The sequence below is a fragment of the Pseudomonas syringae pv. tagetis genome, from assembly GCF_022557255.1.
GTDB classification, from domain to species: Bacteria; Pseudomonadota; Gammaproteobacteria; order Pseudomonadales; family Pseudomonadaceae; genus Aquipseudomonas; species Aquipseudomonas caricapapayae.
Genome location: NZ_CP092923.1, coordinates 4,985,208 through 5,000,572 on the forward strand (window position 1 = coordinate 4,985,208; position 15,365 = coordinate 5,000,572).

Sequence of the window (15,365 nt, forward strand, 5' to 3'; positions counted from 1 at the left end):
GGTTTCTGGGGGAGCGAGTAGCCCGCTAACGGGAAAGTAAAAAACAAAAGCGGGCGAATGACAGATTCCTGTTAACGTCCCGCCTACACGAGCCAATGCACTGTAATTCAATCGGACTCATTGAGCATCAGCTACGGTGCAGTCAAGCAGCGGTCAGCCTCACAGTTTTTTTGCAAATCTGGATACCAAAGCCCTGCGTCGTAGGCAATGGTTACCAGAGTTGTATCAGAATACTCAGGACGCCTGGCCAAACTCCGAGCAATTGACAGACAAGCAGCGGAGGTATTACCAACGAAAGTGCCACTTTGCATATAGAACCATCGCTGTGCAGCTAGCATCTCAGCATGTTCTACATGGCTTCGAGCGTTCACTAAAGACCAGTCCAGAAAAGGCGGACAGACACCAACCGCCATGCCTTCAAGACGATGATCCAAAAAAACACCTTCTTTAGAGTCGCAGCCGGAAGGGTCAACGAATACAGTCGAAACGTCAAAGCCGTAGTCCTTCAGGCCCAAGGTTATACCGGTAAAGCTTGCACCTGTACCCGCGCAGCCGATGAACAACAATCGCTCGCCAACACCAACCTCCGCAAGCTGGCATGCGAGCTCAGGGGCAGTCTGGTACCGGTGGGCTTCAATCCCGACCTCATTGTTAAATTGGTCAGTGTAATAGTAAGACTTGCCCATTTCGGATTGGTGCTTCAAATGATAGGTGACAACCTCTTTCGGCGATGCACCAGCAACCAACATCTCCTTGCCAATCAGTTTAGCGCCAAAGCACTCAAGTAGATCTCTCTTAATTTGGCTGAAACCAAGGCCTACTGCCAACTCAACCGGAACACCGTGCTTGTGGCAAGCGGAGATCAAACCGAATCCAAAATTGCCACCGGTCTTTTCAATCACAGTCGTTATACCGGGGATGATTTTGCCGCTGTGCAGTGCGTTTTTAATGATAAAACTTGCGGCACGATATTTATGACTACCCCCAGGATTGTTCATCTCCAGTTTGGTAAAAATTCGATCACATGTTCTGATGAGCTTGCTCACTTGCTGCTTCCCTTCATGAATAATCCGGTTGCAGCTTTAGACTCAGCAAGCTGACAGTCACCGCTAACAACATTATGGACAGCGCTATGCATATGGCATTGGAACCAAACCACCCCACACTACTCATAAGAATCGAGGGAGTAAAGGCACCAATTGTTGCAAAAACAGCAATAACAAGATCATTTTTCCCCTGAAGCTGAATGGACCTAGGATTATTATTTAGAGCATGGGCCAGCAAAGCTCCCCCTCCGACATAAGTCAGATTCCAGCCCAGACCAAGAACAATCAGTGAAGCGATCATTAACCCATAACTACTTGAAAGCATGTTTATAGCTGCGCAACCAATCAACATGACCAATCCGAAGCAGATGGTAATTTTTACACCGAGTTTCTGGATTATCGCGCCTGTAAAAAAAGAGGGGGCGAACATCGCAATCACATGCCACTGAATCGCAAGGCGAACATCCGAGAAATCCTGATGCATATGCTTCATATGCATAGAAGCCTGAATCATTAGCAAATTCATAATCGCATAGCCTACTGCTGCGACAGCCATCGCGACCATTAACGACGGGGTAATTGAATGGGCGTGTTCTTTGGCAGGCCTTCCATTTGGTTTTATCATTGCAGGCATTACGGAATCGCTAGGTAAAAAAGCGGCAATAGATAACGAAAGTGCTGCCAGTCCAATAAATGACGCGTAGCACAAAGAAAACAGAGGATATCCACCCAGATCCCTTAGCAACTCAATAAGTGCAGGCCCGACTACAGCGGCAACGACCCCTCCTGCCACGACAAGCGAGAGAGCTTTGGGCTTTAGCTTTTGATCTAGATTATCGGTTGCAGCAAAACGGTTGAAGTTGGCAAACGCGATGTAAATTCCGAGCGCAGAATGACTGACCACCAACATTGAAAAATGCTGGTTGTTAACTGCCCAAAAGCCACTAATACCGGAGAACGCCAGCGGGATGGAGGCCAACATGAAGGCTTTTTTTCTGCCGATCCGGCTCATCAATTTTGAGGCAGGGTATGTCGCTAGCATCAGAAACAAAAACTGGAACCCATATGGCAATGTTGAAAACCTGGCGTCGGGCGTGAGCGCCGAACCCACGATGGCTGCCATAGTCACTGACATCACTGCTGTAGTTAGATTGACAGATTGTGCGCTGAAATATAGGTATGTACATCGGGGAAGACTACTTATCATAAGATGTTCTCATGATAGAGGGACAAGTCAATTACCGCGTCAGGAAACTCACAAATAAGTCGTTCTTTACCTTTGCCTAGCCGCTTCCGACGAACGCTCAAGTACCCTATTGCTTGGGGAGTGTCTAGGTGAGTACCGCCGCAGGGGATTTCGATGTCTTGGTAGACCCACATGCGTGCGTCCTCAAGACCTTGGACTGAGTGACTCTCGATCAACTCATTGCGGACAATCAACTCATTTGCTCGCAGCTCTATTTCAGCGACATCGTCAGCGCTAAGAGGCTCATCTACAAGAAAGTCAAATCGTGCCGACTTTTCTTTAATATGGCAACCTGTCGTCCACTGTTCAAGACCTACTCGAAGGCTCGTCGCTGCGGCATACAAAAAATGGCTGGCACTGTGTGAAAGGGTCAGTCGCTCACGACGCAAAATATCGATTTTAACTTGAGCAGTCATACCCTCATCGATTTTATCCAGCAAGTAAAGATCGTCTGGATGGATCATATGGAGGATAATTCCGCCTACCTTTCCCCCTTTAAAACCCTCTAAGCGAATCGGCGTGCCGTAGAGCTTCTTAACCCAAACGAATCGTACAACACCGATGCACAGTTCGATAGTGCCAACGTCTGCCTCCTGACCACCCCCTTCGGGGTAAGCCACTGTCCTGTCCAACTCAATGGCCTCAGAATGTACTCGTGTGACCTTGGTACTTGCGGACATTAAATACTTATCTTTGTAGTACAGCTTTTCCGTATTGCGCAGCACGCCGTAATCCATAGCCATATTATTCATTTTCCAATACCACCTGTAACGAGGTCTTGACCTGTACCCGAGCACCGGACGGAACGTCTTTGGTCACGATACAACCGGGCCCTATGAAAACGTCATCACCCACAGACACAGGGCCTAACACACTCGAAAATGCACCGATCTGCACGCGATTACCAATTCTGGGATGACGCGGCACGGCGAAATTACTGCCAATACCCCGAGCACCCAATGTAACGCCACCGAGAATATAACAATCATCGCCAATGATTGAGGTTTCACCAACTACTGTGCCGAAACCATGATCGATGATAAGCCGGGCACCAATGCAACTACGAAAATGAATTTCAGCACCAGAAAGAATTTTCCCCCTTCTGGAAATAATAGCGGCGAGTGATTGCTCGCGGGAATTACAGTTTTTAGTTGTAGTGAGATGCACACGATGCGCAAGACGGTAATGCATTACGGCGGCATACGATGTATAAGTCTTTGCAATAAACAAAGGATCGGAGCCCGCAGCAGGGTCTTTGTTCGCGAAAATGAGTAAATCTTCATGAGCCTGATCGCTAACGCTTTCAATGAGGGGTGTATCTTTCAATTTGTTAAATTCATCGACCGAGCAGCACTCAAGCAATGCGGCGATGACAAGGTTCCTAACTAGCTGAAATGACTCCTGATCGTATGCAGCAGAACACGTGGAAGTGATTGCTGACTGTATGTCAAAATGTGGCATTGTCTCGATATCCAGTTTTCTGGTTTCCGGTGACTTTAAGGGGTCATTTTTACCGGCCCTTTTGAAGCCGACGGACGGATTTTGGCATTTGCTCACAGTCCGCAGGCACACAGTCGACAGGCTTTCCGATTAACTGTTAGGGTGTTTTTTCTATCAGCTTGCCGATACCCTCATGAGCCTCAATGCCCTCTATAACTCCCTGAAACAACGCCTTGAATCAGGCGAGTGGCTTGCCGGGCAACGCATGCCTTCAATCAGAAAACTGGCCTCGACGTCTGAGGCCAGCTATCACGATGCGGTGTCGGCGTACGCGCGTCTGGTGAGCGAGGGGCTGCTCTCGGCGTCTCCAGGACGTGGTTACTTTGTAACCAGCAGTGCGTCGCAATCGGTGAATCCGCGCGAACCGGCGTGCATGAGCGCCGACCCGCTGTTCAGGCTTCTGCAAGCCGGACCGCACTACACCAAGCTGGGATGTGGCTGGCTGCCACCGGCATGGCGAGACACCGAATTGCTGGCCAAGGCCATTCGGCGCACGGCGCGGCTGGAGCAGAGTTCGCTGGCCGAGTACGGTGACATCTCGGGGTATCTGCCCATGCGCAAACAGCTGTGCGTGCACATGAAGCGGCTGACCCGTATCGATATTCGACCGAGTCAGGTTCTTAGCACTCTCGGGGCGACACAGGGGCTGGATCTGGTCGCCAGACTGCTGATCAAGCCGGGCGATCATGTATTCGTAGACGAGCCGGGCAATGGAAACCTGATCAGGTTGATCCAGTTGGCAGGCGGACACGTTGTTGGCGTGAGGAGGACTCAGGACGGGCCAGATATCGCTGAGATGGAAAGCTACTTGGCCAAACACACCGTCAAAGCGTTCTTTTGCAATAGCACTTTTCACAACCCAACCGGCAGTAACATCAGCCCGCACAACGCTTTCAAGGTTTTGCGCCTTGCTGTAGAGCACGAGTTCTTTGTGGTCGAGGATGATGTCTATGGCGACTTCAGCCCTACTGTCCGCCAGACGTTTGCGGAACTGGACAATCTGGATCGGGTGATTTACATCGGCAGCTTTTCCAAGTGCCTCTCCGCCTCGCTACGCGTGGGCTATATCGCCTGCTCGCAAGAACTCATAGAACCCCTGACCCGCCTGAAGCTGTTGACGTGCGTCGCCGTTCCAGCGTTTTGCGAACGGTTCGTCAACACCATTCTGGCAGATGGTACCTACGCACGGCACATGCAGGATGTTCAGCAAAGGCTGATCAGTCAACAGGTCCAGACTCAGCGCGCCTTGCGTGCAAGAGGATGGCAGTTCGACATAGCGCCACAGGGCGGCATGTTCATCTGGGCCTATCACCCGGACATCCCTAACCTGGAGCCCTTCATGAAGAAACTTGAACAACACAAGATCCTGCTGATGCCAGGCTCGGCGTTCTCGGTGTCGCGCGACTACCAGCGTTTTGCGCGAATCAACTGCACACATTTTTCCGAGGCGATAGAAGAACACTTTTCTGTGTGATCGACGAAGAGCAGCGTTTAGTTATCTGGTCTGCTTACGCAAGGTGCCCGCTGCTGATATAGCGCAGCCGCAAGCGTACCTTACGCTGGAGAATCAGGCGTAACCTTGTCGCCTTTCTCATCAATAAGTCCATTGTCATAATCCTTGCGCAATTGCGGATCGGACAAAATCCTGAACGCATTTGAAATCACTTTGAAACGCTCAGTCGCCTCCTCCACGTTGCCCGCGTTTTTATCAGGATGGTTCTTCAACGCGGCTTTCTTGTAAGCCGTTTTGACTGCGGAGAGGTCTGCCGTCATGTCCGAGAGGCCCAGGTGCTCGTACAGCGGCTTGACGGGTGACTTGGCGGGGGCGGAATCGCTCACCTTCGCGGAAGCGTCAGCGGCTGGTGTGTCGTGGGGCCGTTGCGTTGACGGCCGCTCAGCGCCTGCATTGGGCTTTGCTTTCGGTGGTGGTGGCGGCGCGCTGTTGGCCTGGGGGCGAGTGCGTGGAGGCGTTTCCGGACGTGCTTGCTGTTGAGCGCTTTCAGGTCTCCAGGATGGGCCCGGTGTGGGTCGTCGCACGCGATCGCTGTTCGACTGACGAATCTCGTTGATCAGCTGGTCAGCGATGTCGTTCATCAGTTTGTTCAGCTTCAGGTTGCTGGAGAAGAACGCATGGTGCGCCTCACAGTTGTCCTTGCCCTGCGCGGGTTCAGGCTTGGCCATCGCGTCGGCCAGCTTCTTGCCCAGAGAGAACAACGTCTTGCCCTGGCTGTCGCTGACGCCCAAAAAGCTCATCACGTTATGCATCGACTTGTCGCGCTCCCAGACAACGCTGGCTACGTCGAAGGCAGCTCGTGCCAGATTGAATCGGCCTCCGCCTTCGTGCGTCTCGACATTGGTCACCGGTTCCTTGCCGCGCAATGCGTCCAGGATTACCGCGAGGCCTTTCTGCTGACGCTCGTTGAGCCGGCCTTTCTGCTCCAGCAATGAGCTATTGACCTGCAACGCCACTTTGCCAGCGATATGGCTAACGACGTTCATCGCGCGGTCTATCGTTGGCTTTGCCGAATCGCTGAGCGCTACACGCGCCAACGAGGATGCAATGCTGGTGAGGTTGATCATATGCTTTCCCGGGAACTCATTGTCGTCTTGGTGGCAAGCAACGGGATCCGGTTCCACGGGCGAGTCAATATTCGATGCAGGGCTCAAGCGCTCAGGGTTATACAAAAAGTCCTGACGAGTCCGGAAAGTGGGGCTAAAACCGCAGCAGCATCAGCCGGAGTACTGACACCCTGTATGACCGGGGCGGCGATCCGCATTGCTCACGAAGAGACCCTCATGACCGCCGAAGATTTATGCTCAATGTGAGTCCGCCAAAGCAAACTTATGCATAACGCTGAGCTCTCAAGCGCAGGGCTCACGGCGTTCCGTTTCGGCCATGCAAGCGGTAGCCGGGGCGCTCGCTCAGTCGTTCGTAATAGGCCTTCACTGCCGGGAAGTCCGGATGACTTAACGGGGTTTCAAACCAGCGATTTACTGAAAGGCCTATCGGGATGTCTGCCAGCGAAAACTCGCTGCCGCTTACATACGCCCCGGTGGCATCAAGCTGTCGATCCAGGATCTCCATGTGTCTGTTCCATTGACGGCATCCGGCAGCAAGCGCGTCAGGGTCTTGATGGGCGACGCTGTGCCTGACCAGCGACATGAAGGCATAACCCCAGGATTTGTTGAGGTCTGTGGCCTGCCAGTCGATCCATTGATCCACTCGGGCTCTGGCTATCGCGTCGGCTGGATAGAGATGCACGGCGTTTTCGCGGTTCGCCAGGTACCTGATGATCGTGTTCGACTCCCACAGAACGAAATCATCATCCTCAATGACTGGAACCACCGCATTAGGGTTGCGTGCCATGAATTCAGGCGTGTTCGTTTCCCTGAAACCAGAGCCCCAGTCCTGCCGTTCGAACGGGATTTCCAACTCTGCACAGGTCCAGAGCACTTTGCGGACATTGATTGATGAGGCTTTGCCCAGTATCTGTAGCATTCCATCTCCTTATGGTCAGCCCGCCTTGGCCGCCATCGCAAAAATCGAATCACCAACGATTAGTTGTAAAGTCACTCACGTCCATCGGCACCAGTTTTTTGTTAAATGAACACTCACCGCTGAGTTCATAAAATTTCGCTTTGGTGTAAACATAGATTTTCTTGCTGGTCGCGAACATAAATGTGTCGGAAGACGCCATATCAGAAAATCGTTCAGCGCCAGAGGTATGCAGAAAGACGAGATCATTGCCTACCAGCCCCAGCAGGCCTTGGCCCCAATTATCATACTTTAAAAAATCTTCTAACTCTCTATGCCCCGCACATTCAGAAAGGCCGTGTTCAGGACAATCAACAGGGATCAACGGACGAAAATCGTATAAATCAATGTCGCCAATACTCAAACCGCCGACGAACATCTCGTTGCCGCTCATAGAGACACTAATACTGCGCCACTTCTTGTCATCACCCAAGGGAAAAACCACCGAGAACATATGTGGATCTGCGCCCTTTATCTTTCGCCCCCCATAGTAAACAGAAATATCATCTTTGGCGTAATAGGCAAGCTGATCAGTCTGCCAGTCAGCAATCCCCTGAAGGCTACCCTCCAGCGGCTTGAAGGCAGGCGAGTAATGTGCCACTAAGTTAAGCTCGCGCGTCTCGATCGAGTTGATCTGACCTTGTTTTGATAACAGGCATGAAAACGAAAAATTACTAATCGCTCCTGACGCATCACCGGCACCAGTAATGCAGGGTTTCTCTTTATAACGTACCTGGTTCATCCAATAGACGTCGTCGTCAAGCACCACGTAATGGGCAGAAAGAGCACGAAGAGCCGAAGAACACTTTCGTGTCTTCTTTTTTGAATCATCAATGGTCCCGTCTCCGTTGAAGCGCCCGCTAACAACCTCCTCGCATACGACATTGATATGATCATTACCCATATCACCGGGCAGAGCTTCATATACGGCATGTCCAACAAAACCCAGCACGGCCAGCCCTCCCGCGATCATCAACAGTCTACGACCCGGTCTCACATACATCTCCTTATGTTTAGTGCTGCTGGAGGCTGACAGACGTGCTTAGCCTCATTATTCATGACAAGCATGTTATGAAGCGACTGCATTCAGCCCGCCTTGGCCGCCATCGCCGTCACTTCAACCCGCATCCCTTCAACCGCCAACGCCGCCACGCCCACTGCTGCGCGCACGGGCCACGGTTGTCTGAAGAAGCGTTTGTACACATCATTGAATGCGGCGCGATCAGCCATGTCGGTCAGGTAGATGGTCAGGTGCATGACCCGGTCCATCGAGCTGCCGGCGCGTTCGAGTGCGTCTTTCAGGGCTCGCAGGGTGCATTCGCTCTGCTCGGTGATGCCGCCCAGCTCCAGGCTGCCATCGGGACGAGTGGGGATTTGGGTGCTGACCAGCACACCGTTGAAGTCGGCGACGTCCGAGGAGATGGATTCCGGATCGGGATCCGGGGTGAAGGTGATGTCTGCGTTCGCCATGGGATATCTGCTTTGAGGATGGAAAACACCAAGCCTACGCGAGCGTCCGGTAGGGGTCGAGCGGTGGGCTTTGTCACGCAAAGTTGAAATGCGCCGCGTTGCTCTACAGAATCGCGCCCGGACCCGGCCATGCTGCCGGACGCTCGTGGTGAAAGGGGTTACCGTTGAACGAACAGAGATTGTCCATGCGCCTTGAGCGTGTGGCGACGTATGTGCCACACGGTGCACGGCTGGCCGATATCGGCTCGGACCACGGCTATCTGCCGGTGGCGCTGCTGAACCGTGGCGTCATTGCGTCGGCAGTGGCTGGCGAAGTCGCGTTGACACCGTTCTGCGCAGCCGAGCGCACCGTGCGCGAGAACGATCTGGAGGATCAGATCAGCGTGCGCCTGGCCGATGGTCTGGCAGCGATAGAAGTGCAAGACGCGATCACGGCGATCAGTCTCTGCGGCATGGGCGGCGAGACGATTCGCGACATCCTTGAAGCGGGCAAGGCGCGCCTGAGCGGTCAGGAACGCTTGATCCTGCAACCCAACGGCGGCGAGCAGCCGTTGCGTCTCTGGCTTATGGAACATGATTACCGCATCGTCAGCGAAGAAGTGCTGCGGGAAAATCGTTTCGACTACGAAATCATCGTTGCCGAGCACACGGGCCCCGTGGAGTACACCGCCGAGGAACTGTATTTCGGCCCGCTTCAGATGCAGGCGCGCAGCCCGGCGTTTCTGCTGAAGTGGCAGCGCTTGTCAGGCAAAAAACAAAAAACGCTGAGTAATTTCGAACGTGCGCAGAAAGCCGTGAGCGAAGAGAAATTGCAGGAGGTTGCACAACAGGTCCGGTGGATTAACGCGTTGCTGGCCTGAAAATCGAACTCATGCCCGAACCTGCTCTCAAACCCGCATGATCCGCAGTTCAGGCTTTAAAGGTGCCTGCTCTGGTACAGCCTGAATCAGGCGCAACGCTCCAATACGTGACGCGGAGCATGAGGACGAGAGAGGTTCGGGAGAACACTTCTTGTGCCTGTGCGCCCCGCGCCTTCTGCATAACCCTCGACGGGAGCAATACGACCATGCACTCAGACGCACTTTCCTGGGGCCACGGGCCTCGCCTGTTCGAAGTCTTCCTTGAGCCAACCTGCCCTTTTTCGGTCAAGGCCTTCTTCAAGCTCGATGAGCTGCTGGCTCAGTCAGGAGAAGACAGGATTACCGTCAAAATTCGTCTGCAATCCCAGCCATGGCACATGTTTTCGGGTGTCATCGTGCGCTGCATTCTGGCGGCTGCGACCCTTGAGGACGGCAAGCAAAGCGCCAAGGCTGTCATGACGGCAGTAGCATCGCACCGTGAAGAGTTCGAGTTTGAACACCACGCCAGCGGCCCGAATATGGACGCGACGCCCAACGACATCATCGCGCGCATCGAGCGTTACAGCGGCCTCGCGTTGGCGGCGGCATTCGCCGATCCCGAGCTTGAACAGGCCGTAAAATGGCACGCCAAATATGCTCGCCAGAACGGCATACACGTCTCGCCGACCTTCATGATCGACGGTCTTGTGCAGCCGGGCTTGAGCAGTGGCGACCCAGTATCGAAGTGGGTGTCGGAAATTGCCCAAGCAAGCTGATGCGTTCCGGAATGCAGTCAGGCCGCACACTGCGCGGCCTGACTGGAACATGAAAATGCACTAATCGAGGATATTGACCGGCACCGTACGACCTTCAGGCAATGTCACAATCAGAGCCTCTACCCTGTCACCCCCTGCGCTCATCGCAGAGTTGTCACTGTACACCTTGCCTCCTTGATCCAAAAAGTCGCCCAGTCTCATTTCAGTGGTTACATGATCGGAACGTGCGTAACGCCTGAGAGCCCCGAGCGCGCCCGGACCTGTCATGACATTCAAGGACGGCGTATTCAAAGAGGATGCATGTGCTATCCGAGGCCTGTAGGCATCCGCCTGATCAGGCCTCGCTCCAATATGCTGGGCATATGGGCTTTCTTGTAATTATTCATGAAGTGCGATGATAGCACCTGAATTTGGGTTCCCGGCTGCATATCCATTGCACACGAATTCTCTCGGAGTCGTGCGATAAACTGGCGTTTCCCGGTTTAAGTCGTAAACCCTCACAGGATCATGCGCGTCGAGAAATTTTTCCCTCTCTTGGCTGGACAATTGGCGAATGGAGGTCAGCGTGTATTGCCCAACGAACCGCGGGGGTGAGCTTCCGCCCGATCCATACACGGGACTTGCCGGAGGGCTGTAGGTTCGACCGACGCCCCCCTTACTGCAGAGATTGCCCATTTAAACGTTCTCCAGATGGATTGAGATACAACGTTCCAAGCCAGAATCAATGGCTGCTCAGACCGGGCTATCAGACAAACCCAAAGGTTTTTTTACTTCGCCCGACACATTCAATAACGCTTCGACAACGCGGCGCATTTCTACGTTATCAAGATGAGGAAAAGGGATTCGCGTGTGCACGACTCCGCCATTTTTTTCCGTCAGGCCTACGGTAAAAAATGGTGTGCTGAGGTTGAATTCGTTAAGCCTAAGGAGGCGCTGGCAAGTGTGGCTGTCCAGGGTGTCGACAACCCCAATATCGGATAAGAAATACACCCATTTGAAGGCGTCCTGATAAATTTTTATCGACACTTCCTTGAAGTCAAAACAATAAACTTCATGCTCGTGTTGCTTAACAGGAAGTTCAGGCATCTTGTAATCTTTCGCCAGGCGGTCAATTAAAAGGTCAAATGCGTTTTTCACTAGAGCGTCCGCGTAGAAATCACAGCATTGCGTGGTCAAAAATAACCGTCTGGTTTCATAATCTTCTGCTGCCACCGAACCTTCCCGATCTCGCCGTCGGGCAACAGGGCGTTCCATTAGGGCCATGCGTGGGTGAAAGGGGCTCCATGCCATTAGAGCTATGGCAAGGAATGTCTGGCAGGTTCGAAACGATAGCGTTCAGTGTGGCCCCGTGCGGGGCCAGGCTATTCGCCTAACCCACCGCCTCGATCCGTTCATTGATCCACTCGCGGCTGCGCGCCAGAGCCTTGCGCGCCAACGCGGTCGGGAAGTGGATGAAGCCATGGGGCGACTCGGGCATGAGGTGCATTTCGACCTCTGCCGAGTTGGCCCAGCGCTCGGCCATTTGCAGTGTGTCATCCAGCAGCGGGTCGATCTCTCCGACGAACATCAGTGCGGGCGGAAGGCCGGTCAAATCGCCATACAAGGGTGACAGTGGTGGCTCGCGACGTTTGTCGTCGCTTCTGTCGGGGGTAAGCGAACGCATGGCACCGACCATGCCCGGCCCGTCCAGAACGAGCGTGTCAGGGCCAGCCGTACGGACGCTTTTCGTCCCCGTCAGGTCGTAAACGCCGTAGTACAGGACCGTGCCCGCTACACGCCCAAGCAACTCTGGTCTGGTTTTCAGCTTCAACAGGGTCGCGGCAGCGAGGTGCCCACCGGCCGATTCGCCAACGACGATAACGGGAAGACCGGCAAACTCTTCGCAGTCCCCCAAAAGCCAGCAAGCGGCAGAAAAACAATCCTCCATCAGGCCTTCAATGGGAGTCGTTACCGCAAGTCGGTAATCGACCGAAACGACCGCCACGTTGCAGGCGTTAACCATTCCTACGTTGAGGTCATCGTTCATCTGAGCGTTGCCGATCACCCATCCGCCACCGTGAATATCGAACACCACGCCCTTGGGTTTGCCTCTGGGCCTGATGATGCGCACAGGTACAGGCACGTTATCCGGGCTGACCGTCCTTTTTTCGATATGAAGGCCATGCCCTCCCGGCTTGAAAGCGCTACCAATCTGAGCGGCGCGCAATAAAGCCTGAATCAGCCGGGGTGTAATGCGGTTGCGGATCTGGAAACGCGGCATCCGCGCGAGGGTTTTATTGAACCGTCGTACTTCCACCAACTCTTGTTCACTGGCAGGCCAACGCTTTTCAATGTCCAATTTCTGCTCTCTTGTCAGGCCGACGTATGTGGGGGACGGCAAAACGCTCGCCCCACCTGATACCTGAGAGACTATTAGTCATGGAACGGTTCAACAGACGCTCGACTGCCGACAAAAAAACTGTCTGCGACCAGCCGTAGCGGTTGCAAGTCCAGGTCGCTGGCGTTGCCACCGATCAGTTGCTGAAAGTGCCGATACACCGCTGCGTACTCGCCCTCCTCCGATACCGCCTGACGCACACCGTCGATACTCAATAGTGCGCCACCGTTGTCCAGGCGCAAGGTGCCTTCGGCGCAACGAATCTCGATGCTCCAGAGTTCATCGTGGCCATGGTCGAAATCGAACTCGGCGCGGATGTCCAGTTGGCGCGTGTCGGACATTTTGATCGACGCGGCAATAGGTGACTGGCAATTGCTCGGCACGCGCAACTCGGCAGACTCGATAAACAATGGCCGTGGCAGCAGATGGGTCACGATCGACAAAGCATTGATGCCCGGATCGAAGACACCAAGGCCACCGGGCTGCCAGATCCACGCCTGGCCTGGATGCCACTTGCGCACGTCTTCTTTCCAGTCGATCCGAACGCTCTGCAGGGTGCGGGTAGACAGCCAGTCACGCGCCGCTTCGATACCCTGCGCGTAGCGCGAATGCCAGGCGAACAGACCGCTGACGCCCTGCTCCGACACTTGCTCCACCAACGCCATCGCCTCACCAAGCGTCGCACACGGCGGTTTCTCGACCAGCACGTGTTTACCGGCCGCCAACGCCTCTTGCACCAGGGCAAACCGACCTTGCGGGGGCGTACAGAACGCAATCGCATCGACCTTCAGCCCGCTCGCAAGCAGTTCGCCAAGGGATTTGAAATTCTCTACCCCGGCGCACGGCCGCCCCTGCGTAGCCACGGCCACCAGCTCAAACGCGGGATTGGCGTGGATCGCGGGAACGTGCTGATCCTGGGCAATCTTGCCGTAGCCCACCAGACCGAGACGAATCGGTTGCATACATGACTCCTGAGTTTTTGTAGTTATCGTGCGGCACAGTAAACCAGATGTTAATCGTGGTCGGTAAGAGGCATTGGCGATAGAGCTGTTTTCCTGGCCGATCTCACATTCGATAATCTTCAGCGCCCGCCCAGCCCCCTGCGACTCTGCAGTTCAGAGTGCTCTGCATCCCATTTGGTTTAACTTCACGGACGCAGAACCACCCCATCACTCAATAGTCTTAGCCTTGCAGCCATTGCCTTGTATAGTTGCCCTCTTCATCTCAGGAGCTTTCCATGCGCATTCCTTCTCGCTTGATTGGTGGCGTTCTGGTCGCCACGTTGCTGACCCAGATTTCCGCCTGCGGCAGTATTTTCTACCCTGACCGTCGTGGCCAGATTGATGGCAAGGTTGATCCGGCCATTGCCGCGCTGGATGCGTTTGCACTGCTGTTCTATATCGTTCCCGGCGTCATTGCGTTTGCAGTGGACTTCGCGACGGGCGCGATTTATTACGCTCCTGGCGAGCACGCGCAGATTGATCCGCAAAAGCTGCAAAAAGCGCTCAAGGCTGATGGCAGCGTCGACAACACCAAGCTGCAAGCCATCATTGAAACCGAGCTGGGTCGTTCCCTGCCGTTGAACGACCCACGCCTGATCCAGCACAAAGGCAGTGTGGAACAACTGGCAGCACTGGGGCTGGTCCCGGCAGCCTGATATGGACACGGTTCAAGGAAGCGTCATGAGCACCACTGCCGAACATACCCGACTGCTGCGTCTGGCGACGCGGGCCTCGCTGGCGGTTGCCGTGACGCTGATTCTGGCCAAGGGTGTGGCCTGGTGGCTGAGCGGCTCGGTGAGCCTGCTGGCCGGTCTGACCGATTCGTTGCTTGACGGTGCAGCCTCGTTTCTAAACCTGCTGGCGGTGCATTACGCGCTACGTCCTGCCGATGATGATCATCGCTATGGTCATGGCAAGGCGGAAGCACTGTCGGGCATGGCACAGGCCTTGTTCATCACCGTCAGCGGCGTGCTGATCGCGGTTCAGGCAGTCGAGCGCATTCAGAATCCGGAACCGTTGGGCGCGCCGTTGCTGGGGATGGTCGTGATGGTAGTTTCCATCGCACTGACCCTGGCGCTGCTCACCCTGCAATACCGGGTGATCAAGGCGACAGGCTCGGCGGCCATCCGCGCCGATTCATTACACTACCGTTCGGACCTGCTGCTTAACGCCAGTATTCTGGTGGCGCTGACCCTGGCGTTTTTCGGCTGGCAGCAACTGGACGCCTATTTTGGTCTGGGTATCGCGCTTTACATTTTATGGAGCGCATTGCAGATCGCCCGCGAAACAGTGTCGGTCTTGATGGATGAAGAGCTGCCCGCCTATGTCAGCACCCGCATGCTGGCGCTGGCGTGCGAAGTACCGGGGGTACTTGGGGCGCATGACCTGCGTACACGAATTTCGGGTAATCGATGGTTCGTGCAGCTGCATCTGGAATTGCCGGGAGCGCTGACCCTGTCAGTCGCCCATGCGCTTTGCGATCAGGTCGCCGACGCCATTCACGCACAATTCCCGAAGGCCGAAGTGCTGGTGCACGCCGATCCCCAGGAAGTGGTCAGGCAGGCTGACGCCTGA

At 54.5% G+C, this 15,365-nt stretch carries 16 protein-coding genes and 1 pseudogene; 5 read left to right on the top strand and 12 right to left on the bottom strand.

The genetic code is table 11. The annotated features are described in order from the left end of the window. Positions 1–131: 131 nt before the first annotated feature. Genes MME58_RS22150 through MME58_RS22165 form a run of 4 tightly spaced genes read right to left on the bottom strand, consistent with a single transcriptional unit; the run spans position 132 to position 3,753 of the window. Complete coding sequence (locus MME58_RS22150) at positions 132–1,046, bottom strand: pyridoxal-phosphate dependent enzyme (RefSeq protein ID WP_055004723.1); 915 nt, start codon at positions 1,044–1,046, stop codon at positions 132–134. A gap of 13 nt (positions 1,047–1,059) precedes the next feature. Then, positions 1,060–2,253, bottom strand: a complete 1,194-nt coding sequence (locus MME58_RS22155; RefSeq protein WP_055004724.1) for an MFS transporter — start codon at positions 2,251–2,253, stop codon at positions 1,060–1,062. Further along, the gene (locus tag MME58_RS22160; RefSeq protein ID WP_122239317.1) at positions 2,250–3,035 is read right to left on the bottom strand and encodes an alanyl-tRNA editing protein; all 786 of its coding nucleotides are present in this window, start codon (positions 3,033–3,035) and stop codon (positions 2,250–2,252) included. The genes MME58_RS22155 and MME58_RS22160 overlap by 4 nt, the downstream gene beginning before the upstream one ends. Position 3,036: 1 nt before the next feature. Further along, a complete protein-coding gene (locus MME58_RS22165) occupies positions 3,037–3,753 on the bottom strand; it encodes a serine O-acetyltransferase (RefSeq protein ID WP_055004726.1) in 717 nt (238 codons plus the stop codon). A gap of 172 nt (positions 3,754–3,925) precedes the next feature. Here MME58_RS22165 and MME58_RS22170 point away from each other — a divergent pair, with 172 nt between their 5' ends. After that, on the top strand, positions 3,926–5,266 hold the full coding sequence (locus MME58_RS22170; protein ID WP_055004727.1) for an aminotransferase-like domain-containing protein: 1,341 nt from the start codon (positions 3,926–3,928) through the stop codon (positions 5,264–5,266). Between the two features lie 80 nt (positions 5,267–5,346). On the opposite strand, the gene MME58_RS22175 is transcribed toward MME58_RS22170, so the two are convergent. From MME58_RS22175 to MME58_RS22190, 4 genes are all read right to left on the bottom strand, one after another. Continuing rightward, positions 5,347–6,372 (bottom strand): J domain-containing protein, encoded by a 1,026-nt coding sequence (locus MME58_RS22175; protein WP_055004728.1) that lies wholly within the window; start codon positions 6,370–6,372, stop codon positions 5,347–5,349. A gap of 295 nt (positions 6,373–6,667) precedes the next feature. Beyond that, entirely contained in the window at positions 6,668–7,291 is a 624-nt protein-coding gene (locus MME58_RS22180; protein ID WP_055004730.1) for a glutathione S-transferase family protein, read from the bottom strand. Between the two features lie 49 nt (positions 7,292–7,340). Beyond that, the gene (locus tag MME58_RS22185) at positions 7,341–8,330 is read right to left on the bottom strand and encodes a DKNYY domain-containing protein (protein ID WP_082426992.1); all 990 of its coding nucleotides are present in this window, start codon (positions 8,328–8,330) and stop codon (positions 7,341–7,343) included. An 83-nt stretch (positions 8,331–8,413) separates the two neighbouring features. Continuing rightward, complete coding sequence (locus tag MME58_RS22190; RefSeq protein WP_055004731.1) at positions 8,414–8,797, bottom strand: RidA family protein; 384 nt, start codon at positions 8,795–8,797, stop codon at positions 8,414–8,416. Between the two features lie 164 nt (positions 8,798–8,961). On the opposite strand from MME58_RS22190, the gene MME58_RS22195 reads away from it, so the two are divergent. After that, a complete protein-coding gene (locus MME58_RS22195; RefSeq protein WP_282956156.1) occupies positions 8,962–9,657 on the top strand; it encodes a tRNA (adenine(22)-N(1))-methyltransferase in 696 nt (231 codons plus the stop codon). 206 nt (positions 9,658–9,863) lie between these two features. Next, positions 9,864–10,412 (top strand): DsbA family protein, encoded by a 549-nt coding sequence (locus MME58_RS22200; protein WP_055004733.1) that lies wholly within the window; start codon positions 9,864–9,866, stop codon positions 10,410–10,412. Between the two features lie 60 nt (positions 10,413–10,472). Here MME58_RS22200 and MME58_RS22205 read toward each other — a convergent pair. From MME58_RS22205 to MME58_RS22220, 4 genes and pseudogenes are all read right to left on the bottom strand, one after another. Further along, a pseudogene (locus MME58_RS22205) lies at positions 10,473–11,087 on the bottom strand (AvrPphF family type III effector). A gap of 57 nt (positions 11,088–11,144) precedes the next feature. Then, positions 11,145–11,549 carry a CesT family type III secretion system chaperone gene (locus tag MME58_RS22210; protein ID WP_054986645.1) on the bottom strand — a complete coding sequence of 135 codons (405 nt, stop codon included), beginning with the start codon at positions 11,547–11,549 and terminating at the stop codon, positions 11,145–11,147. A 232-nt stretch (positions 11,550–11,781) separates the two neighbouring features. Then, on the bottom strand, positions 11,782–12,750 hold the full coding sequence (locus MME58_RS22215; RefSeq protein ID WP_055004734.1) for an alpha/beta hydrolase: 969 nt from the start codon (positions 12,748–12,750) through the stop codon (positions 11,782–11,784). A 74-nt stretch (positions 12,751–12,824) separates the two neighbouring features. After that, complete coding sequence (locus MME58_RS22220; protein ID WP_055004735.1) at positions 12,825–13,751, bottom strand: Gfo/Idh/MocA family protein; 927 nt, start codon at positions 13,749–13,751, stop codon at positions 12,825–12,827. A gap of 275 nt (positions 13,752–14,026) precedes the next feature. Between MME58_RS22220 and MME58_RS22225 the strand changes: the two genes are divergently transcribed. Further along, positions 14,027–14,446, top strand: coding sequence for a hypothetical protein (locus MME58_RS22225; RefSeq protein ID WP_054986530.1), 420 nt, complete (start codon positions 14,027–14,029; stop codon positions 14,444–14,446). 25 nt (positions 14,447–14,471) lie between these two features. Next, positions 14,472–15,365 (top strand): cation diffusion facilitator family transporter, encoded by an 894-nt coding sequence (locus tag MME58_RS22230; RefSeq protein WP_055004736.1) that lies wholly within the window; start codon positions 14,472–14,474, stop codon positions 15,363–15,365.